Here is a 20,722-nt window from a genome sequence, read left to right as displayed (position 1 = left end):
GTCTGCCTGAAGTGGGGGGACCCCGCCACCGGCGGGGTCCCTCACTGTCAATGCACGAACGTGAACCAGTTGAGGTTCACGAAGTCGGCGGGCTGGCCGCTCGTGAACGTCACGTACACGTTGTGCGTCCCGGTCACCCCGCTGATGTTCGCGGGGACGGTCCGCCAGCTCTGCCAGCCGCCGGTGTTGCCGACCGCGAAGCTGCCGATCGGCGCGTTGGACAGGCTGTCCAGGCGGACCTCGACCAGCCCGCTGACGCCACCGCCCGCGCCGGAGGCCACGCGTGCCTGGAAGTTCGTCGCCGCGCTGCCGCCGAAGTCGACGTTCGGGTAGAGGGCCCAGTCACCGTTGCCCGCGGGACCGATGTTCTGGCCGCCGCCGGTGTCGCTGGTCGTCTGCTTGGCCAGGCCGTTCTGCTGGGTGTACGACTCGGCCTGGATCGTGCTGTACGCGCTGCCGCCGTTCCCGGGCGGAGTCGTCGTGGTGGGCGGGGTGGTCGTCCCGCCGCCACTTCCGCCGCGCGTGGTGACCGTCACGTAGTCGACGACCATCGGATGCCCCGGCACGATCCCCGGCCCCGGCGTGGTCGTGCCGGAGTTGTTGTTGGGGAACGCGCCGCCGATCGCGACGTTCAGCAGCACGAAGTAGCCCTGGTGGCTGGTCATGTTCGCCCACGTCGTCGCGTCGACCTGGTTCTGGCTGACCGAGTGGAACTGCTGCCCGTCGACGAACCAGCGGAACACCTGCGGGCTGACGCTCGCGTCCCATTCGAAGCGGTAGGTGTGGAAGGCCGACTGGCAGCTGCTGCCGGGGCACGCCCGGCTGGCGACGATGCCGGTGGTCTCGTTGCACGGGCCGCCCGGGTTGACGCCGCAGTGCAGGACGCCCCAGACGGAGCTGATCCCGTTGACGTTCTCCATGATGTCGAACTCGCCGACGGCGGGCCAGTTCCACCAGTTGCCGCGGTAGGGGCCGCCGAGGGCCCAGAACGCCGGCCAGTAGCCGAGCGCGGCCGCACCGGTGACGTTCGGCATCTGGATCCGGCTTTCGATCCGCAGGACCCCGCCCGCCGGCGGCTTGAAGTCGGTGCGCTGGGTTTCGATCCGCGCCGACGTCCAGTTGCCGGCGCCGTCTCGCAACGGTGTGATGCGGAGGTTGCCGGAGCCGTCCTGGGAGAGGTTGGACGTGCTCGCCGTGTAGTTCTGGATCTCGCCGGTGCCCCAGTTGCCGGGGCCGCCGGGGTAGGCGTGGCCGGTGTCGACGATCCAGTTCGAGCTCGAGGGCAGGGTGTTCGCGCCGCCGGTGAAGTCGTCCGCGAAGACCGTGGTCCAGCCCGATTCGGGCGGCGGGATGGACGCGGCGGCGGGCAAGGTCAGCGGAATGGCGATGAGCGCGGCGCCGAGCACGGCGCCGAGGGCGAGTCTTCGGGAGTGGGGCATCGGGTACGACCTCCTCGTCGTCCGGATTTGTTGCCGATCGCAACAAAGCCCGTTCACAAGGAGACCCGACGCCCCACGGCAACTCCAGAGGCGTTACGCGGGTAGAGTGATTCAGGTCACAAAGTCTGCCCGAAAGTACTCAAACCGGACACCGTTCTCAGAGGCCGAAGCGGGACCACGCCGCCTTCTGGGTCACCGCGTCCAGCACCGCCGATGCCGCCGCCGGCGCGCCGATGCCGAGGCGGGCCAGCAGCGGCCGCTTCGGCTCGGCCACCGAGATCTCGGCGTCCGGGTAGCGCTCGGTGACGATCTGGCGGAGGCTGCCCAGACCGTCGACCAAGCCGAGCTCCAGTGCCTTCGCGCCGAGCCAGACGTCGCCGGTGAAGAGGTCCTCGGTCTCGGTCAGGCGGTCGCCGCGGCGTTCCTTCACCCAGCTCACGAACAGCTCGTGGAGCTGGGAATGCATCTTCTTCAGCCACTCGACGTCTTCGGGCTTCTCCGGCGAGAACGGGTCGAGGCGGGACTTGTTTGCGCCCGCCGTGTGCAGGCGGCGCTCGATGCCGAAGCGCTCGAGCAGGCCGGTGAACCCGAAGCCGCCGCTGATCACGCCGATCGAGCCGACCATCGACGTGCGGTGGGCGTAGATCTCGTCGGCCGCGCAGGCCAGCCAGTACCCGCCGGAGGCGGCGACGTCCTCGCAGAACGCCAGCACCGGCACGCCCTTCTCGTCGGCCAGCTGCCGGATCCGCTCCGCGACCAGCCCGGACTGCGTCGGCGCGCCGCCCGGTGAGTTGATCAGCAGCGCGACCGCCTTCAGCCGGTCGTGGCCGAACGCCCTGGTCAGCGCCGACTCGACGGCGGCGAGGTTGATCGCGCCCCTGGCCAGCGGGGACGGCGACGGCGTGATCACGCCGTGCAGCTTCACCACGGCCACGACGTCCTTGCGCTCCACGCGGTCGGCGAGCACCGGGATCCGTGAGGCCAGCTTGTCCGTAACGCTCATAACGCCAGGCTAGCCGGGATTCAGCCCATGGGGAGGATGCCGGAGCGCGTGCCGTTGACGCCGTTCACTTCGGCGCCGTTGAGCTGGGCCGGGCCGCCCTGCGACGGGACCTCGGCGTCTTCCGAGCTGTAGTCCGGCATGTTCGGCCGGACGCCGGGGACGAACTTCGGCACCCGCAGCGTCACCTTCATGCCGGCGCCGGGCGCGGTCTCGACCATCACCGCGTAGTCGTTGCCGAAGACCTGCTGCATGCGCTGGCTGATGTTGCCGAGCCCGACGTGCGCGCCGGTGCTGTGCGCGTTCTTGACGTCCTTCAGCCGCCGCGGGTCCATGCCGATGCCGTCGTCCTCGACGCTGATCAGCGCCTCGGTGCCGTGGTCCTGCGCGATCACCGTGACGCAGCCGCCGCTGGGCTTGCTGGCGAGGCCGTGCTTGACCGCGTTTTCGACGAGCGGCTGGATGATCAGGAACGGCACGACGACGCTGAGCACCTCGGGCGCGATCTTCATCCGCACCTCGAGCCGGCCGCCGAAGCGGGCGTTCTCGATGGTCAGGTAGCGGTCGATGTTGCGCAGCTCCTCGGCGAGCGAGGTGAACATGCCCGACGAGCGGAACGAGTAGCGCGTGAAGTCGGCGAAGTCCTGCAGCAGCTCTCGCGCCTCTTCGGGGTCCGTGCGGATCAGCGCGGAGATCGTGTTGAGCGCGTTGTAGACGAAGTGCGGCGAGATCTGCGCGCGCAGCGCCTTGATCTCGGCCTGCTGGAGCTGCTGCTTCGACTCGTCGAGCCGGGACAGCTCGAACTGCGTGCACACGAACTGGGCGACGGCGTCGGCCATCTGCACCAGCCGCCCGCGGGTGCGGCCGACGACGATCAGCGCCGCCTCGGTCTCGCCCTCGACCAGCAGCGGCACGATGACGGCGGTCTTCATCCGGCAGGTGCCGCGGTGGTTGCACGGCATCCGGTCGTGCGCGACGACCTCGCGGCGGTGCTTGCGGATGGCCGCGCCGATCGCGTCGACGAGGTCCACGTAGTGCTCGTTCGCCTCGCCGTCCCAGGACAGCAGCGTGCCCTCGCTGTCGGTGATGCCGACGGCGACGCAGTCGAGCATCTGCAGCAGCTGGGTGGTGATCTTGTCGGCGGCGTCCTCGTCCAGCCCGGAACGGAGGTTCGGCGCGGCCTTCGACATCCGGTGGACGGCCTGCAGCATGGCGTCCTCCACCACGCTGGCCGGCTTGCGCTGCTTGACGAGCAGCACGATCACCACGATGCCGAGCAGGACCGCGACCCCCCAGGGGACGACCTGCGCAAGCGGAAACCCGGACACGGCGTCCATGCTCTGCGCTCGACCAACCGGGTGCAAGGCCTGATCCCACTTTCTGTCCAACTGTGATGACCGAGGGTTGGGGTGACCCTACTAAGAGTCGGTTGACCGGCCGGCCGATCACTGTCCGCAACGCGCGGGAGGAGCCTCCTGTTCCACCGGATCCGGGGAAAACAGCAGGAAGAGGCCGGTTTCGCTGACGGCGATCGCGGCCCGCCGGCGCCTGCGCCACCGGCGGCACAGCACGTGCGGCCGAACGGGGGAATCCCGGTGCGTGACGCCGTGACCACAGGTGTCACCCGGCTACTTGAGCAGCCGCGACATCCGGCGGTCGGCCAGCGGCTTGCCGCCCGTCTGGCAGGTCGGGCAGTACTGGAACGACTTGTCGGCGAACGAGATCTCGCGGATCGTGTCGCCGCAGACCGGGCACGGGAGGCCCGTGCGCGCGTGGACACGCAGGCCTGAGCGCTTCTCACCCTTCAGGCGCGCCGCCTTCTGGCCCACCGAGCGCTTGACCGCGTCGGACTCGATCTCGACGATCGCCTCGGCCAGCGTCTCCAGCGCGCCGTCGTCGAGCTTGCCGATCGTCGCGTACGGGGAGAGCTTCGCGCGGTGCATGATCTCGTCGGAGTAGGCGTTGCCGATGCCCGCGATCAGCGACTGGTCGGTCAGCGCCCACTTCAGCCGCGTGTTCTTGCCGGCGAACAGCTCGCGCAGCTGGACGGCGTCCAGCGCGAGGGCGTCCGGGCCGAGGCGGGCGACGCTCGCGATCTCCTGCGGGTCCTTCACGACCCACACCGCGAGACCCTTCTTCGTGCCCGCTTCGGTCAGGTCGAAGCCGGGCCCGGTGGCGGACTCGAGGTGCACGCGCAGCGAGATCGGGCCCTTGCCGGGCTTGAGCGGCGCCGCGGCCAGGCCGTCGGACCAGCGCAGCCAGCCCGCGCGCGCCAGGTGGACGACCAGGTGCAGGTCGCCCGCGACGACGTCGAGGTGCTTGCCGTGCCGGGTAGCGCCGGTGATCTCGCGGCCGTGCAGATCGGTCCACGGCGGGGTCGCCGTCTTCAGGACGCTCAGCGATGCGACATCGATGCGGAAGATCGTCCGGCCGACGGCGTTCTCGCGCAGGTGGTGCGCCAGGGCTTCGACCTCGGGCAGTTCGGGCATGTCCCCAGTTTCACCCCTTCGGCCGAAATCCGGTACCGGCTACTCGACCGGGTGCAGCGGCCCGTCGAAGTCCGGCAGCGAGTGGCGCTGGATCGTCTTGGAGATCTTCTTGACCTCGCCCTGCACGGTGAACATGCCGCGGATGGTGCCGACCCAGCGTTCGGACGGCCGGTCGCCGGTCAGGTCGCCCTCGGTCTCCGCGACCACCGTCCACGGCCGGCGCAGGATCCACCGCAGGGGGAAGAACAGCACTATGAGCAGCAGCGCCAGCAGCACCCACGCCGGGATGTTCACCTCGTTCGGCGTCCACACGACGAGGATCACCGCCAGCAGCGCGGTCACCACGATCATCGCGATGCCGGGGCCGTAGCTGCCGGCGACGTCGTGCTCGAAGTCGTCGGCCGTCGCCGGTGCGCGCCATTCCATCTGCGCACGGACCACCCAGTCGCGGCCGTCTTCGCCGCGCACCAGCCGGTTCATTCAGTTGCCTCCCGGGACGCCCGCAGGGTGAGCCCCACAACGGTACCGTGCGCGGGCTCGCCCGCGCGAGGGAGGAATCGGACATCCCACCCGGCGAAGTTGATCACCGCAGTTCAGGAACCCGCCGGACTGGTTGAGGCCGAATCGCCCGGTTCGCCCGAACCGGTGACGGTGGACGTGCTGCTCGGGCACGGCTTCCCCGACGTCGGGGTCACCGAGGTCGACGGCTCCGTGGACTCCTTGGCACCGTCCGTCGGCTCGGGCTTGCTGGTCACCGTCGGCGAGCCCGCCGGCCGGTCGGCCGGAGAGAGCTCCGGCGCGTCCGCGCTCTCCGGCACGGTCGTGTCGCTGGACTCGGTGATCGTCAGGTCCGGGGTCGGCGTTTCGGAGTCCAGCCGCGGCGACGTCGACGAGTGGTCGGGCGTGCTGAACGTCGACGACGTGACGTCGTCGCGCGGGGTCAGCCCGTCACCGCCGGTGCCGGTGTCCCCGGCCGGGACGTCGGCGCCCGGCACTCCGGGCACTTCGTTCGCCCCGAGCTGGCGGCTCCCGGTGCGCTGCCGTGCCGGCACGGCGACCCCGGTACCGCGGCCGTTGAGCACGCCGATGCCGATCCGTGGGTTCTGCTGGGCCTGCGGGGGCGGCTGCTGGTGCTCGGTCGGCGGCACCACCACGAGCTCCGGCGCACCGCCGGTCAGCCCGACGTCCTGCACCGGCGTCGTCCCGAACAGGAGGGGACCGGCCGCGACACCGACGGCGCCCACGGCCGCGGTCGACGCCAGCGCGAGGCCGACCTTGACCTTCGACCCGACCAGCACGCCCTTGATCGTCGCGCCGAGTCCGGCCAGCACACCACCGCCGCTCGCGGCGGCACCCGCCGCCGGCACCAGCAGCACCAGCACCCCGGCGTGCGCGCGCAGCGACGAGCAGACGTCACGCAGCTCGTCCTGGGTCGCGCGGCAGGACGGGCAGCCGTGCAGGTGCGCCTTGATCCGCTCCGCCTCGGCGCCGGTGACGCTGCCCGCGGTGAACCCGCCGAGCTTCTCGACGACCGAGCGGCACGAGTCCGGCCCGCGGTTCACCGAAAGGTGTGCCTGCAAGTACGCCGCGCGCAGGCCCTGACGGGCACGCCGGGCCAGCGCCGCGGTCGCGTTCGCGCTCAAGCCGAAGTGCGTGGCGACCATGGCGGGCTGCTCGCCCTCGACCTCGGTCTGCCAGAGAACGGTCCGCCAGCGCTCGGGCAGGCTGGTGAACGCCGTCGTGATCAGGGTGTGCTCGGCCGTGCGGGCGTGCGTGTCGGCACCCGCCCCGGCGCGGAAGGTCAGCTCGTCGTCGGACACGGGGACGTCGCGGCGGGCACCGTGCCACTCCCAGGAGACCCGGCGGGCGACGGTCAGGAGGTAGGCGCGGACGTAGTCCCGGGGGCCGGAACCACGGCGAAGGGCCTGGAGCACGCGGAAGAACGTCTCCGCGGTGATGTCTTCGGCTTCGGACCGGTCGGAAGCCAGGCTCTGCGCCAGTCTCCGGACGGCGGCGGCGTGCAGCTCGAACAGCTCCCCGAACGCGGCGTCTTCACCGTTTCGAAGTCGTTGCAGCAGTGCCTGCTCGTCGGATTCCGAGGCCGCTGGTGGCGGCACCGTGCCCAGCTCGGTCATCCGGCCCGGCACCTCCTCCCCGAAGGTCTCCCCGTTCGGTCGAATGGGGACACCATACGGAGGGAATCAGCCGTCGTCACCCCTTGTACGCCAGCTGTGACACCGAAGTACCGGGTCAAGACACCGGGGGGACCCGCTCATCGGAGCGGTTTCCGGTTGGTATAGAGTGCTCTCAACAGCAACGCAGTGCGGATGTAGCGCAGCTGGTAGCGCATCACCTTGCCAAGGTGAGGGTCGCGGGTTCGAATCCCGTCATCCGCTCAGGGACAGGGGCCGTGTGTCGACGTAACGCGTCGACCTCGGCCCCTTCGCCATTTCACCCGGGGGCCGAGCCCCCGGACCCCGCGGTGCGGTCGCCCGGCTATGCGTGCCCTGGGTCACATGTTTTCTTTATGGCCGGATTCGTGCCGGTCGGCAACGGTTTTCATCTGGCGTTCCGGACGCGTTCCCGCGATGCCACCTCTTCGGGTGATGCTCAGGCGTGGGTTGCCGCGCCACCCGTGAGCTACAGCTCGTAGACGTCCAGGACCGTCGGGGCGACCGGGGTCAGGTGCGGGTCTTCGCGTTCCGTCACCTGGCCCCGGGCCATGCGGTAGACGCGGAATTCGTTGTCGTGCTCGGGATCCTGGTCGTCCCAGACGTGCAGGAGCCCGTACGAGCCCGCCGCCAGCTCGCCGACCCTCGTGAAGATGTCGAGGAGATCCGGGGCCAGGCGGCCGCCGTGCTTGTCGAAGCCCGCGAAGTGGAGCATCGGCATGCCCGCGCTCCAGCGGAGGTCCACCAGGTCGAAGTCACCCGCGTCGCGGATAGCGCGGTGTACGCGGTCGACCAGGCGCTCCAGGAGCGCCGCGTCGTCATCGCCGCTCGCGGTCGCCTGGATGGTCACCCAGCCGTGATATTCGAACACCCGCGCAACGGTAGCAAGAGATCAACCGCGAGCTCAGCGGGCCAGCGCGGACGGCTTCCCGTCCTTGCGCAGGGTGTTCGTCAGCACGCCTTCGCCGTGCCGCTCGAACGCCGGCACCAGCTTCTCGCCGAACACGCAGAGCGTGCGCTCCCACGGGTGGCCGAGCGTGCCGAACGAGAAGTCCGCGGACAGGAACAGGTGGTAGTCCGCGCGCGGGAACACCGGCACCGGCCAGCGCGCGCCGGGGGTCATCAGGTGCGGGCGGACGCGGTAGGACTGGTGCTGCCAGTGCAGCGCCCACATCCAGTCGTCTGGGCCGCAGACCTCGCGGAACGCGGCCAGCGCGATCGCCGCGACCTGGTGCTCCTCGACCGCGTACGGGCCGAGGCGGAACTCGGCCGAGGCGCGGTCCAGGTCGCCGGGCGAAAGGTCCCAGGTCCGCGACGGCACCGGCTCGCGGAAGCCCGGCCAGGCGTGGGCGTAGGTGCTCGGCCAGAACCCCAGCTTGTCGTACACCCAGTACCAGGCGGGTTCGTCGGCGACGCGGGAGACGGCTTCCCAGGCAGCATTCACTAGTACGACCTCTGACTCGGCCGGGCACGAAAGAACACGCGAAAGCTTTGTGTTCGGCTTCCGGTTTGTCCAGCCCCCCTTCGCTCGCCGCGATCTGTGTCACTCGACCGGGTGGGTTCTGCCCAACGTTGTCACCAGGCGTTGCGGGTGCTTCAGACGACGACGTAGCCCATCAGGAACTCCTTGGTCTTCCCTTCACAGCCGGCGTCGAGCGAGTCGAAGTGGCTAGCGCCCGCGTTGCAGCGGTAGATCGCCCGCGTGCCCGCCCATGACGGCGGGTTGGCGTAGACGTGGCCGAGCAGGCCGAGCGACTGCTGGCCCTCGCACTTGCCGCTCTGGTCGGTCGAGGTGAACCAGTCCTTCTTGTCCTTCACCTTGCAGGCGAACAGCTTCCGCGTGCCCGGCTCGGCCGTCGCGACGAGGGAGCCGAACACGCCCTCCTTCGTGAACCCGGCCGGCGGGCCGACCTTCTTCGTGCCGCTGAAGTGCCCGCCTTCCGGGTGGTGGTAGCGGATCAGCGGCACCTCGGCCGGGTGCGGTTTCTCCCCGGTCGTCGACGTCGGGGTGCTCGCGCCCGGCAACGCCGACGTGCTCGGGGACGGCGTGGGCTTCTTGGTGCTGGGTTTCTTGGTCGTCGAATGTGCGGCGGACGACGTCGAAGCGGGACCGGGAGCACTCGCGGCCGCGGGCGTGGTGCCCTCCGGCTTGAGCAGGAAGATCCCGCCGAGCGCGGCCACGACGGCGACCGCCACCCCGGTCAGGACCAGCGGCAGCCGCTTCTTCCGCGGCCGCTCCCCGTCCATTGTGGTCGGTGAAGGCCTGGTCGGTGACGGCGCGGCCACCTTCGCGGTCACCGGTTCGAAGACGATCGTCGGCAACGCGGCCGGGTCGACCGCCTGCGTCGGCGAGTCCCCGATCGCGCTGCGCGCGGCGGAAAGCAACCCCCGCAGGCCTGACGCACTCAGCCGGTCCGAAGCGGACTGCGTGAGCAGCCCGCGGACGGCGTCGGCGAGCGGGCCGCGGCAGCGCTCCAGCACCGGCTGGTCGTACATGATCGCGTGCAGGGTCGCGGCCGTGGTGGTGCGCTGGAAGGGCGCCCGCCCTTCGGCGGCGTGGAAGAGCGTCGCGCCCAGCGACCAGAGGTCCGACGCGGGCGACGGCCCGGCCCCGGCGAACAGCTCGGGCGCCATGTACCCCGGCGAGCCCATGACGCCGCCAGTCTGCGTCAGCGACGGGTCGTCCATCGCCCGCGCGATGCCGAAGTCGGCGAGCTTCACGCGGTCGCCGGGCAGCACCATGATGTTGCTGGGCTTGACGTCCCGGTGCACGACGCCGGCCGCGTGCGCGCTTTCCAGCGCGCCCAGCACCTGCAGGCCGAGCGCGGCGACGCGGTCGTTCGCGAGCGGCCCTTCGCGCCCGACGACGTCGGCGAGCGTCGGCGCGATCACCAGCTCCATGACGATGAAGGTCGCGCCGTGCTCGCTGACGACGTCGTAGACCGTGACGACGCCGGGGTCGTTGAGCCGCCCCGCGGTGCGCGCCTCGCGCATGACCCGCTCGAGGTGCGCCGGCGACGCGCCCGGCGGCGTGGCCAGTTCCTTCAGCGCGACCGGCCGCCCGAGCAGCGTGTCTTCGGCGCGCCAGACGACGCCCATGCCACCCCGGCCCAGCTCGGCCGAGATCGCGTACCGTCCCGCGACCAGTCTCATCGGAGCCCCCCTGAACGCTCGGGGGCGATGCTAAGGGAGGCGCCGGACGGCGCCGGCGCCTCCCCGGCTCAGGCGGCGTCCCAGAGCGTGAGGAACGCCGAAGCCTCGCTGCGGGCCCAGGGACGCAGCCGTTCACGGTCGCGGGCGGAGAGCTGGAACTCCTTGCTCCGGCGGACGTCGATCACCAGCGCGTGGCCACCCGGCAGGACGTCCGGCATCGCCTGCTCCAGCACCCACAGCGCCAGCTGCGCCGAGTCCTTCGTCAGCGGTTCCTCCTTGAAGTAGAGCCACGTCGCGTAGCGGCGGCCGTCGCTCTTGCGGAGCCCGAGCTGCGGGCTGACACCGATTTCGAGGTCGCCGATCCGGCAGCGGCCGCGCCCGACCTCGACCAGCCGCGGCGACTTCCGGCCGAGGTACCGCAGCCAGCCCTCGGCTATCGCCGCGTAGTGCGGTTTCGTCCGGTCGTCGGCGGCGTTGACGAGGGCGCGCAACGCCGTCGCGTCCTGCCCCGCCGCCCGCCCGGACCGCACGGCGTTCGCCGCCCTCCGGTAGTAGTTGAACGCCGCTCGCGCCGGATCCTCGTACAACTTGCGCTGCCGCCGGACGAACGACGACCGCGACGGACCGGTACTCGCGCTGTAGCCCACGAACGTGGGCAGGGTGATGTAGGCCATGGCCTTGCCTTCCTCCATCGCACCACCCGCGCACGCGGGTGGCATCTCCCCTGGACAACGCCTATTTTAGAACATATGTACGACAGTTTTCGGCGGCCGACGAGGTGACGGGCGGCGGGGACTCCCGCAACGCGCGGACTTGCGCTAGGTTGCCGATCAACCTCGAACCGCAACCTCGCAGGTCGGCCCCACGTGCCAGACTGATGCCCCGAATGGTGGATGGGGGTCCATGGATGAGCTGGCAGGAAGAGCTTCGCCGCCTCGACGCGGAGCTTGCCCAAGGCCGCATCGAGCCTGCTGATCACCGCAAGCAGCGCGATGAGCTGCTCGCGCAGGCCTCCGGTTCGACGGTGCCCTCACCTGTTCCCTCGCCGTTGCGCCGTCCGGGTGACACCTGGCGGAGCACCAACCCCGCGAGCCACCCGGGTCCGCCGCCGCAGCGCGTCGAATCCCCGCGGCCCGCGGTGCCGCACCAGAAGCCCCACCCACCCTGGCAGCGCACCGGGCTGCCGGTGTCGGCGAACGCGAGCCCGGTGCCGGCCATCCCGGACCACATGACGACGGCGCCGAGCCCGGCCGACATCGTCCCGACCCGCTACCTGCGCATCGACGGCCCGGCCAGGCACGAGCCGGGCAGCCGGTTCCCGCCGATCACCCCGCCCGGGGGCGAAGCCCACCAGCCGCCACCGCGGGACACCGGATCGGAAGAGCCGCCGGGGAAGCACCGGTTCGGCGGCGACGGCTCGTCGTCCTGGCGCGCCTGGCCGTTCATCGCACTCGGCGTCCTGGTGGTGCTCGGCATGATCGTCGGCGCGACGATGTGGATCGGGCAGGACGACCCCAAGCCCGACGACCCGCTGTCCACGTTCGTGCCGCAGCCCCCCGCCGCCGCGACCCAGCCGCAACTGGAGGACCAGGTTCCGCCGCTGCCGGGCAAGCAGTACCCGGAGAGCTCGACGATGTCGCTGGCCAAGGGCCTGGACCTGAACCTCTACCCCAAGGAGAGCGCCCAGGTCTTCTCGCAGCACGGCGTCACGCAGTTCGTCTACCGCGGGTCGGCCACCGGGGACACGGGGTACATCGCGTTCGCCCTTCCCACCCGGTCCGAAGACGACGCGAAGGCCGTCGTCGACTACCTTCGCGCGGCCGCCGACGCGGGCGGGTTCGTCCCGGTCGCCGCCGACCCGAAGTCCGTCACCGGCCGCAGCGGCGACCGGCGGATGGACGGCACCTGGTACACCTCGGGCAAGGTCGCGCTCGTGCTCTGGGCGTCGCAGCCGTTCGAGCAGGACAAGAACGCGCTGAAGACCAGCCTGGACAACGCTCTCGCGGTGTTCCAGAAAGCGCTGCCGCCGAGCTGATCAGGACGGCTGGTCGAGGAGCCCGGCCAGCGTGCGGCGGGCGACGTCGGCGCCGAAGAGGCGGTCCACCACGGTCTTGCCCTCTTCGGACAGCCGCTGCCACAGCTTGTCGTCCTCGATCAGGGTGACGATCTCCTCGGCGAGCTCCTCGGCCGTGCCGCCGACGAGGACGTCGCGGCCGTGGGTCAGGTGCATGCCCTCGGCGGCCAGCGGCGTGACGACCGCCGGGACGCCGTAACCGAGGCTCTCCCCCAGCTTCCCCTTCACCCCGGCGCCGAAGCGCAGCGGCGCTACGACGACCCTGGTCTCGCGGTAGGCGCTGTCGAGGTCCGGGACCCAGCCGCGGATGACGACGCCTTCGCCGGCGAGGTCGAACATCTCCTGCGGCGGGTTGCTGCCGACGATCTGCGCCACCGCGTCCGGGCACCGGCGCCGCACGAGCGGCATGATCTCGGTGGCCAGCCAGCGCGCCGCGTCACGGTTGGGTAGGTGGTCGAAGCTGCCGACGAAGAGCACGCCCGAGCGACCGTCCGGGACGGCCGGCACGGCGTCGGCGTGGTGCACGTTGGACAGCACCTCGACGCGCGCCGACGGCACGAGCTCCCGCAGCAGCTCACGCTCCACATCGGACACGGTGAACGTGACGTCGGTGGCGCGGGTGAGGCCGAGCTCGGACTCGCGCAGCACTTCGGCGCGCCGACGCAGCGTCAGCTCCTCCCGGGTTTCGCCCAGCTTCGCGGCCAGGTCCGCCTGCCGGTTGAGCCGGACGAAGTGGAGGTCGACGGTGTCGTAGGCGATGACGCAGTCCGGGGCGTGCTCGCGGACCTGCTCCAGCAGCTGCCAGGCGACGTGCGGCCGCGACAGCACCGCCAGCCGCAGGTCGGGCCCGGCGTCGCGCAGGAACTCCTGCTGTTCGCCGAGCCCGGTCACCACCGTGATGCCCGCACGGTACAGCGCGTCCGCGTACGGCTCGGGGAGCGCGTTGTTGAGCGGCATGAACACGACCCGGTGGCCGAGGCCGACGAGCAGCTCGAGGATGCGGAACATCCGCACCGAGCCGGAATCCTTGTCCGGCATCGGCACCTGGTGGTCGGCGACCAGCACGGTGCCGCCGCGGTGGCCGTCCTTCGTGCGCTGCCGCCCGGCCCAGACCGCGCGCGGGCTCGCCTCGGGGAAGTGGTCGCGCAGCTGGACGCTCCACTTGTCGACGAAGACGCCGCGGTTGAGCTCCTGGTGGCGCTTCACGCCGGAGGAGACGTCGGTGCCGTTGGTGATGCCTTCGTGGTGCACGACGACCGACGCGGGCTGGACCATCGTGCGGTACCCGGCGGCCCGCACGGCGAAGGCGAGGTCGGTGTCTTCGTAGTACGCGGGCGCGAAGCGCTTGTCGAAGCCGCCGATGCGCTCGAACAGCTCGCGGCGGACCAGGATGGCCGCGCCCGAGCAGTAGTCGACGTCGCGCAGGGCCTGGAACCACGGCGCGTCCGGCGACTGCAGCCTGCCGTAGTTCCAGCCGGTGCCGTCGGCCCAGATGATGCCGCCGCACTCCTGGAGACGGCCGTCCGGGTAGACCAGCTTCGAGCCGACGAGACCGACGTCGGGCCGGGACTCGACGACGGCGACCAGCTCGTCGAGCCAGCCCTGCCGGACCTCGGTGTCGTTGTTGAGGAAGAAGATGAAGTCACCGCGCGCGTTCTCGGCGCCCAGGTTGCAGGCGCCGACGAACCCGAGGTTCTTCGGCGCGCGCACCAGCCGGACCCCGGCGCAGCCGGCGACCCGGTCGGCCGAGTCGTCGCGGGAGGCGTCGTCGACGACGATCACTTCGAACGGCGTCGCGGGCAGGTGCCGCTGGATCGAGTCGAGGCAGGTCCGGGTGTACGCCCAGTTGCCGTAGACCGGGATGACGACGCTGACGATCGGCTGGTCGCTGGTGGTCACCGCGACCGGCCCCGGCACCGCCGGCGTGACCGGGGCCGCACCCGCCTGGCGCCCCAGCGCCGTCTCGTAGAGGTCACGCCGTCGCGTGCCGCGCGGGGCGAACTTCTCGATCGACCCCCGGTACTTGCCGATCAGCCGCTGGGCGAGGGCGGAGGTCTCCGCGCGGAGCTTCTCGTTTTCGGCGGCGAGCCGGCCGATCGTGTCGGCGAGCCCGGTGTTGTTGCCCGCCAGCCACGCGAGGCGTTCGGTGTCGTAGCCGGCCTTGCGCTTGAGGAGGCTCAGCTCTTCGGCCGCGCGACGCCGTTCGACGCGGGCGCGTTCGGCCTGGCCGAGCGCCTCGTCGCGCTCGGCGGCGGCCTGCCGTCCGGTGGCGGTGGCGTCGGCCAGTTCGTCGGTCAGGCGGGTCTCGGCGGCCGCGGCCCGCTCGCGTTCGGCTTCGGTGCGAGCCAGCTCGGCCCGCAGCCGCCCGGCCTCGGCCGCGGCGCGCGCGACGAGCGTCAGCTTCGGGTCGAGCATGGCGGACGTCGTGGGGACCTCGACCGGCTCGGCCGACGCGACGGCGATGAAGTAGGTGTGCGGCGCCCCCGGCTCGACGACCCAGCCGTCGGCGTCGTCCGGCCGCACGGTGAGCACTTCGGCGCCGGTGCCCGCGCCGTCGTCGTGGATCAGCGAGCCGACCGCGACGTTCTGGCGCAGCACGACGACGTGCCCGAAGCTGTCCGAGAGCAGCGAGCGGAACGCCGGACCGGTCAGCTCGTGCACGTGGTAGGGGTTCTCGTTGCCGTGGTCGTGGGAGTAGACCTCGACGTCCGGCGTGCTGCACAGGAAGATCCCGGACGGCGTGAGCCGGTTGCGGACCAGTTCCATGAGCCGGTCCTGCTCGTCGACGTGCTCGATCGCCTCGAAGCAGGTGATGACGTCGAAGCGCTCGCCGTCGAGGGCCGCGGGGTCGGTGATCGAACCGGTCTCGAAGCGGACGCCCGGGTAGTTCGTCCTGGCGTGGTCGACGGTGACCGGGTCCAGCTCGAGGCCGACGACCTCGGCGGCCGACTTGGCCATCAGCGCGCTGCCGTAGCCCTCACCGCTGGCCAGGTCGAGCACCCGCTTGCCGGCGACGAAGCGGGCCGCGAACGCGTAGCGGTGGTAGTGCTCGTAGATCACCTGGAGATCCTCGGTCCACGGCACGCACCGCTCGCCGGTCCACTCGATCAGCCGCTCGCCGTTCGTCCCCTTGCCCATGGCGGGCAGATTAGCCGTCCGAGCAGGGACGCGGGGCCGGGCCTCACCTTTCGAGGAGGCGCAGCCCGACCAGGATGTAGGCCAGCGTCCGCCGGTCGGGCCCGGATCCGGCGGTGATCGACCAGTCGGCGTCGAACGAGAGCCGGACCTGCCGGTGCGCGTCGATCGGGACCGGCACCACCTGCTCGACCAGCCCCGGACCGACGTCCGCCTTCGCGACCGGCACGCCGTCGACCGCGATCGTCACGCTGCCGTGGTCGGCGGACCCGTCCGGGACGAAGGTCCGCAGCTCGAGCGCCCCGATCGCGGCCGTGGTGAGGAGCGGGAACTCGACCGAAGGCGCGGCCCAGTCGTCGTGGGCGACGCCGTTCATCCGGCCGGTCACGACGCCGGCGCCGCGCACCAGCCGTTCGCCGGGGGTACCGCCGGGCCGGAACGAAACCCGGCCGGCCGGATCGACGACGCCGGTGTCGCGCACGGAGCGTTCCGGCGTCCGCGAGCCGTGCACCCGCAGCGGCTGCTCGGTCGGGTGGAACAGCCCGATGAGGTGCGTCGGGCTGACGACGCCCAGGTCGACGAGGGTGTCGTCGAGCGTGCCGAGGTGGTCGAGCAGACGCACGTCGGCGGGTTCGGCGAGGTCGAAGCCGGGGCCGTAGATCCGGTCGACGAACGGGTCGATCACGTTGCCGTAGGGGAAGAAGAGGCTGGGGTGCAGGTGGTCGAGCAGCACCGGCAGCACGTCCTGGGCCCGGATGCCCTCGAAGCCGTCGGCCGCGCAGTCGATGTCGACGAACCGCTCGTCGACCTCGCCGGTCATGGCGTTGCGGCGCAGCCGCGGCGGCAACGTCGCCCAGATCCGGTCGATGACCTCCAGGGCCTCGGGCCAGCGCCGGTGGCCGTTGCGCCCGATCATGTCGTGCACGACGAGGACCCCGTGCGGGTCGAGCCCCGCGCGGATCTGGCCGTAGAGGTGTTCGAGGTCGAGGACGTGGTGCAGCGCCTGGTACCCGACGACGACGTCGTGGGCGGTGTCGGCGCGCCAGGTGTTGAAGTCGGCGGTGATCAGCTCGACCCGGTCGGCGAAGCCCAGCTCCCGCGCCGACGCTTCCGCGCGCGCCTGCATGTCGGGGTTCAGCTCCAGCAGCCGCAGCCGCACGTTGGTCCGGCCGGCCGCGGTCAGCGTGCGCAGCCAGCCGAGCTCCTGGTCGCCGTTGCCGCTGCCGAGCGACAGCACGACGACGTCCCGGCCGAGGCGCTCCGCCCGCTCGCCGATCTCACCGACGATCAGCTCTTCGATGCTCGGGACGCCGAGTGCTTCGAGCTTCGGCCGCGTGTGCCGCTCGGACCAGTGGTGGGCCGACGGCGGCAGGTTGCCGTGCACCTCGACCTGACCGGCGAACGTCTCCCGCTCGCGCGCCAGGCGCTGCTCGTAGCCGGGTCCCCGGTCGCTCATCGCCATTCCCCGCATCCCCGGTTCCGGCTCGTCCGGCTCCGGCCCGGCGCTAGGATACGGGCGTGCCGTCCCGACTCCGTCCGCAGTCACCCGCCGACGGGAAACTGCCGCTGACGCCGGAGTCGTGGCTCCCGAAGGAGCACAACCTCTACCGCCCGCGGCACAGCAGCCGGCAGCGCACGGCGCTGACGTGCGCGATCGTCTTCTTCATGGCCCCGGTGCTGCTGTGGGTCGCCGGGGTGCAGCCGACGGCGTTCGAGAACCGGCCGCTGCGGCCGTTCCCCGGCCTCGGCGACGGCTGGGGGTTCTTCACCGGGCTGACCGGCTGGGCCACCGACCACCTGCCGCTGCGGCAGGCCGGCGTCCAGGCCGCGGACGGCATCGGCACCGGCGTCTTCGGCGACCCGCCCGGCTCCGGGCAGGGGACCAACCACGACACCGTCGGCATCGACCAGGGCCAGCGGCCCGCCGGCACCGGCGACGTCCCCGGATACGTCTACCCGCAGGTGATCCCGGGCAAGGACGGCTGGCTGTACCTCGGCGAGGACGTCAACGCGAAGTGCCGGCCGGTGATGGACGTCGACCACGTCGTCTCCGCGCTGCAGCGGCTGCGGGCGGCCGTCGAGAACTCCGGGCGCAGGTTCGTGCTGGTCTTCGCCCCGGACAAGTACACCGAGGAGCCGTCCCACCTGCCGGACGACTTCGTCGGCAAGTCGTGCGCCCAGGCGCGGACCACCGACTTCTGGAACCGGGTGCCGCGCGAAACCGGTGCGCTGGACCTGCGCCCCGCGCTCGCCGACGCCAAGCAGCGGCTCGGCCGGCCGCTCTACGACCCGAACGACACGCACTGGTCCTACGACGGCGGGCTGGTCATGACCTACGCGCTGGGCCAGGCGATCACCCCCGGCAGCACGACGAACTGGCGGGCCGCGCCCGACGGCGTCCGGCCGTGGCCGGCGGACCTGGCCCGCGTGCTCGGCCGGACCGAGCAGCGCACGCTGCCGACGTACAGCCTCAGCACCGACGGCGGCGCGGACCGCACCCGCTACATCGCCAGCGACTTCCGCTCGCCGCTGCACCTGACGCAGCCGGACGGCGCGCGGCCGGTCGGTTCGATCGCCCCGAAGGTCGGCATCGTGGCCGACTCCTTCACCCAGTTCGCGACGCCCTACCTGGCCGCCACCTGCCAGGACGTCACCATCGTGCACGGCGACACGGTGGCCGAAAGCAACGAAAACCAGCTGGCCGAGATGTTCGCCGACCGGGACGTCGTCACCTTCGAATTCGTCGAGCGCAGCGTCACCGGCGGGTCGTCGTCCCTGCTGCGCGACCAGACGATCGGCGAGCTGGCGAACGCACTCGCCCGGCACCCGCGCTGACCTCGCCGGTCGGCCGGTGACTCGCGTCGGTAACGACGGGGTGGTGGCCGCCAACGGGTGAAGGCACCCGTGCACAATGACTGCGTGCGGCCAGGAGGGTGTCCGGCCGCACACCCGCACGTTCGCATGGTTTCGGGACGACCTACCCGAAGGGGGTACCGGGGTGACCTGGCAGGAAGAGCTGCGCAGGCTGGACGAGGAGCTCGCAGCGGGGAGCCTGACCGCGGACGAGTACCGGACCCGGCGTGATCGCGTGCTGAGCATGGCCGTCACGGCCAACGACAGCCCGGCGCAGCAGCAGCCGTCCACCGCCGCGGAGACCCAGATCATCACGCCGGTGTCACCGCCGGCGCAGCAGCCGCCCACCTCCGACCCGGGCGGTTCGGCGGACGCCACGCAGGTCGTGTCCAACGCCGACGCGGGCGGCGGGGAGCGCACCCAGGTCGTGCAGCCGTGGCAGCAGCAGCACCCGAACTCGCCTTCGGGCGGCTTCCCCCAGCCGATGCAGCCGAACTACAACCAGCCCTCGCCGGCCGGCGGGTTCGCCCGGCCGCAGCAGCAGCCGGAACCGTGGGGCGCGGCGCCGCAGGACGTCAGCCCGCCGTGGGGCGGCTCGGACTTCCCGCCGATGGGCCCGGCGAACACCAACGCGGGCTGGATCAGCCAGGGCCCCGAGACGTTCCAGACCCAGCCGTCGTCCGGCAAGGGCAAGAAGATCGCGTTCGCCGCGATCGGGCTGGTCGTGCTGGCCGGTCTCGGGTTCGGCGTCTGGGCGCTGTTCATCAAGGACAACGGCGGGAACACGCCGCCGGTCGCCCAGAGCACCAGCCAGCAGCCGCCGCCGGCCCCGACGACCAAGCCGCTGCCGGAGCCGCCGGCCGCCAAGCCGGAACCGAGTGACAACGCCGCGTCCCTGGTGACGCCGGCCGGCAAGACCCGCGCCGGCGGGGGCACGTTCGACATCGCGAAGCTGGAGTCGGCGAAGTTCCTGCCGCCCACGGTGACCGAACGGCTCAAGCAGGGCGGGATGACCGAGGGCCTGCTCAAGACCACGACCGACGGCGACGTGACGCTCGGCCTGTACGCGCTCGAAATGCCGGACAAGCAGTCCACCGCCCCGGTGGCCCAGGAGTACGCGAACGCCCAGCAGGAGGGCGGCCTGACCGCCAGCCGCGACCTGTCGCTGCACGGCGTGCCGGTGTTCGCCGCGCCGGACGGCGGTGGCCAGACGGTCTACCGCGCGGTGTACGTCCTGTACAACCGGGTGATCATCGTCGACGCGTACGGCACGGACAAGGAAGCGACGCTCGACTCGTTCAAGACGCTGCTCGACGCCCAGGTCCAGAAGGCGCCGCCGACCGAGCGCACGAACAGCTGACATGCAGCTCGAGAAGCGGCTTCGCCAGCTGGTCAAGCGCTACGCCGTCGCCCGGAAGTCGTACGACGACCTCGAGGTCCGCGAAAGCCGGCTGACGGCACGCCTCGATCAGCTGTCGGCGCGCTACGACAGCCTGATGAACCACCACGACGAGCTGCTCGCGCGCCACGCCGAGGTCGTCGAGGAGAAGCAGGCGTTCGAGGAGCAGTACCGCACGTGGGTGCCCCCCGGGCACTTCTACTCGCCGTTCGCCTCCAAGGAGGAGATCGGGCACCGGGCCGCGTCGATGTTCGACATCGACGCCCGTCCCCCGGCGATCGACCTGCGGGAGGCGGAGCAGATCGAGCTGTTCGGCGCGCTCGCGGACCTCGCCGGCGACCTCCCGTTCACCGCCGAGCGCTCGCAAGAGCACCGGTACTTCTACGAGAACACCGCGTACTCGTGGTCGGACGCGATCATCCTGCACACGATGCTCCGGCACCTGCGCCCGAAGCGGATGATCGAGGTCGGCTCGGGCTATTCGACGGCGATGACGCTCGACACGGCCGACGGCTGGCTCCCCGAGCTGGAGCTGACCTGCGTCGAGCCGTACCCGCAGCTGCTGGAAAGCCTGTTCCGGCCGGGCGACGAAGACCGCGTCCGGGTGCTCGGCCAGGCGGTGCAGGACGTCCCACTGGACACGTTCGCGCAGCTGCAGGCCGGCGACGTACTGTTCATCGACTCGACCCACGTGGTCAAGGCGGGCTCCGACGTCAACTACCTGTTCTTCGAGGTGCTCCCCCGCCTCAACGACGGCGTGTGGGTGCACGTCCACGACGTCTTCTTCCCCTTCGAGTACCCGATGGACTGGCTGGTCGAAGGGCGCGCGTGGCAGGAGGACTACCTGCTCCGGGCGTTCCTGATGTACAACCGGCGCTTCGAGATCCGCTGGTACCAGCAGTTCATGTGGGCGCACCACCGCGACCTGCTGGAAGGCCGGGTCCCCGAGCTGGCGGGCAACTCCGGCGGGAACATCTGGCTGCAGAAGGTCCCGGAGTAGCCCGAAGGT

At 71.3% G+C, this 20,722-nt stretch carries 16 protein-coding genes and 1 tRNA gene; 5 read left to right on the top strand and 12 right to left on the bottom strand.

Features of this window, described 5'->3' with window-relative positions:
* Positions 1–47: 47 nt before the first annotated feature.
* The 6 genes from AB0M83_RS12365 to AB0M83_RS12340 form a co-directional block, all read right to left on the bottom strand.
* Entirely contained in the window at positions 48–1,439 is a 1,392-nt protein-coding gene (locus AB0M83_RS12365; RefSeq protein ID WP_364516204.1) for a carbohydrate-binding protein, read from the bottom strand.
* Positions 1,440–1,596: 157 nt separating this feature from the next.
* Entirely contained in the window at positions 1,597–2,442 is an 846-nt protein-coding gene (locus AB0M83_RS12360) for a S49 family peptidase (protein ID WP_364516202.1), read from the bottom strand.
* A gap of 20 nt (positions 2,443–2,462) precedes the next feature.
* Positions 2,463–3,776, bottom strand: a complete 1,314-nt coding sequence (locus AB0M83_RS12355) for a histidine kinase (RefSeq protein ID WP_364516200.1) — start codon at positions 3,774–3,776, stop codon at positions 2,463–2,465.
* A 291-nt stretch (positions 3,777–4,067) separates the two neighbouring features.
* Positions 4,068–4,928 carry a DNA-formamidopyrimidine glycosylase family protein gene (locus AB0M83_RS12350; RefSeq protein ID WP_364516198.1) on the bottom strand — a complete coding sequence of 287 codons (861 nt, stop codon included), beginning with the start codon at positions 4,926–4,928 and terminating at the stop codon, positions 4,068–4,070.
* Between the two features lie 39 nt (positions 4,929–4,967).
* Positions 4,968–5,408 carry a DUF983 domain-containing protein gene (locus AB0M83_RS12345; protein ID WP_360664753.1) on the bottom strand — a complete coding sequence of 147 codons (441 nt, stop codon included), beginning with the start codon at positions 5,406–5,408 and terminating at the stop codon, positions 4,968–4,970.
* A 113-nt stretch (positions 5,409–5,521) separates the two neighbouring features.
* Positions 5,522–7,063 (bottom strand): sigma-70 family RNA polymerase sigma factor, encoded by a 1,542-nt coding sequence (locus tag AB0M83_RS12340; RefSeq protein WP_364516196.1) that lies wholly within the window; start codon positions 7,061–7,063, stop codon positions 5,522–5,524.
* Between the two features lie 188 nt (positions 7,064–7,251).
* On the opposite strand from AB0M83_RS12340, the gene AB0M83_RS12335 reads away from it, so the two are divergent.
* Positions 7,252–7,324, top strand: a tRNA-Gly gene (locus tag AB0M83_RS12335).
* A 244-nt stretch (positions 7,325–7,568) separates the two neighbouring features.
* Here the strand turns inward: AB0M83_RS12335 and AB0M83_RS12330 are convergent.
* The 4 genes from AB0M83_RS12330 to AB0M83_RS12315 form a co-directional block, all read right to left on the bottom strand.
* A complete protein-coding gene (locus AB0M83_RS12330) occupies positions 7,569–7,970 on the bottom strand; it encodes an immunity 7 family protein (RefSeq protein ID WP_364516194.1) in 402 nt (133 codons plus the stop codon).
* 33 nt (positions 7,971–8,003) lie between these two features.
* Positions 8,004–8,543, bottom strand: a complete 540-nt coding sequence (locus AB0M83_RS12325; RefSeq protein ID WP_364516192.1) for a DUF2716 domain-containing protein — start codon at positions 8,541–8,543, stop codon at positions 8,004–8,006.
* A gap of 152 nt (positions 8,544–8,695) precedes the next feature.
* Positions 8,696–10,252, bottom strand: a complete 1,557-nt coding sequence (locus AB0M83_RS12320) for a serine/threonine-protein kinase (RefSeq protein WP_364516191.1) — start codon at positions 10,250–10,252, stop codon at positions 8,696–8,698.
* Between the two features lie 68 nt (positions 10,253–10,320).
* Positions 10,321–10,926: a hypothetical protein gene (locus tag AB0M83_RS12315; protein ID WP_353051054.1), complete on the bottom strand. Its 606-nt coding sequence runs from the start codon at positions 10,924–10,926 to the stop codon at positions 10,321–10,323.
* A 233-nt stretch (positions 10,927–11,159) separates the two neighbouring features.
* Here AB0M83_RS12315 and AB0M83_RS12310 point away from each other — a divergent pair, with 233 nt between their 5' ends.
* Positions 11,160–12,287, top strand: coding sequence for a hypothetical protein (locus tag AB0M83_RS12310; protein WP_364516190.1), 1,128 nt, complete (start codon positions 11,160–11,162; stop codon positions 12,285–12,287).
* Here AB0M83_RS12310 and AB0M83_RS12305 read toward each other — a convergent pair whose 3' ends face one another.
* Together AB0M83_RS12305 and AB0M83_RS12300 are read right to left on the bottom strand one after the other, a co-directional pair.
* Entirely contained in the window at positions 12,288–15,464 is a 3,177-nt protein-coding gene (locus AB0M83_RS12305; protein ID WP_364516189.1) for a glycosyltransferase, read from the bottom strand. It lies immediately after the preceding gene.
* Between the two features lie 43 nt (positions 15,465–15,507).
* A complete protein-coding gene (locus AB0M83_RS12300) occupies positions 15,508–16,917 on the bottom strand; it encodes a methyltransferase domain-containing protein (RefSeq protein WP_364516188.1) in 1,410 nt (469 codons plus the stop codon).
* Positions 16,918–16,979: 62 nt separating this feature from the next.
* Here AB0M83_RS12300 and AB0M83_RS12295 point away from each other — a divergent pair, with 62 nt between their 5' ends.
* The 3 genes from AB0M83_RS12295 to AB0M83_RS12285 all read left to right on the top strand — a co-directional run bounded on the left by AB0M83_RS12295 (position 16,980) and on the right by AB0M83_RS12285 (position 20,713).
* Positions 16,980–18,296 (top strand): hypothetical protein, encoded by a 1,317-nt coding sequence (locus tag AB0M83_RS12295; RefSeq protein WP_364516186.1) that lies wholly within the window; start codon positions 16,980–16,982, stop codon positions 18,294–18,296.
* A 163-nt stretch (positions 18,297–18,459) separates the two neighbouring features.
* Positions 18,460–19,674: a DUF1707 domain-containing protein gene (locus tag AB0M83_RS12290; RefSeq protein WP_364516184.1), complete on the top strand. Its 1,215-nt coding sequence runs from the start codon at positions 18,460–18,462 to the stop codon at positions 19,672–19,674.
* A gap of 1 nt (position 19,675) precedes the next feature.
* Positions 19,676–20,713 (top strand): class I SAM-dependent methyltransferase, encoded by a 1,038-nt coding sequence (locus tag AB0M83_RS12285; RefSeq protein ID WP_364516182.1) that lies wholly within the window; start codon positions 19,676–19,678, stop codon positions 20,711–20,713.
* Positions 20,714–20,722 lie beyond the last annotated feature (9 nt).

Origin of the sequence: Amycolatopsis sp. NPDC051106, assembly GCF_040682775.1 — a bacterium.
Taxonomy (GTDB): domain Bacteria; phylum Actinomycetota; class Actinomycetes; order Mycobacteriales; family Pseudonocardiaceae; genus Amycolatopsis.
The sequence above is the reverse complement of the archived record's forward strand: the minus strand, read 5'-3'. Positions and strand labels throughout refer to the sequence as shown.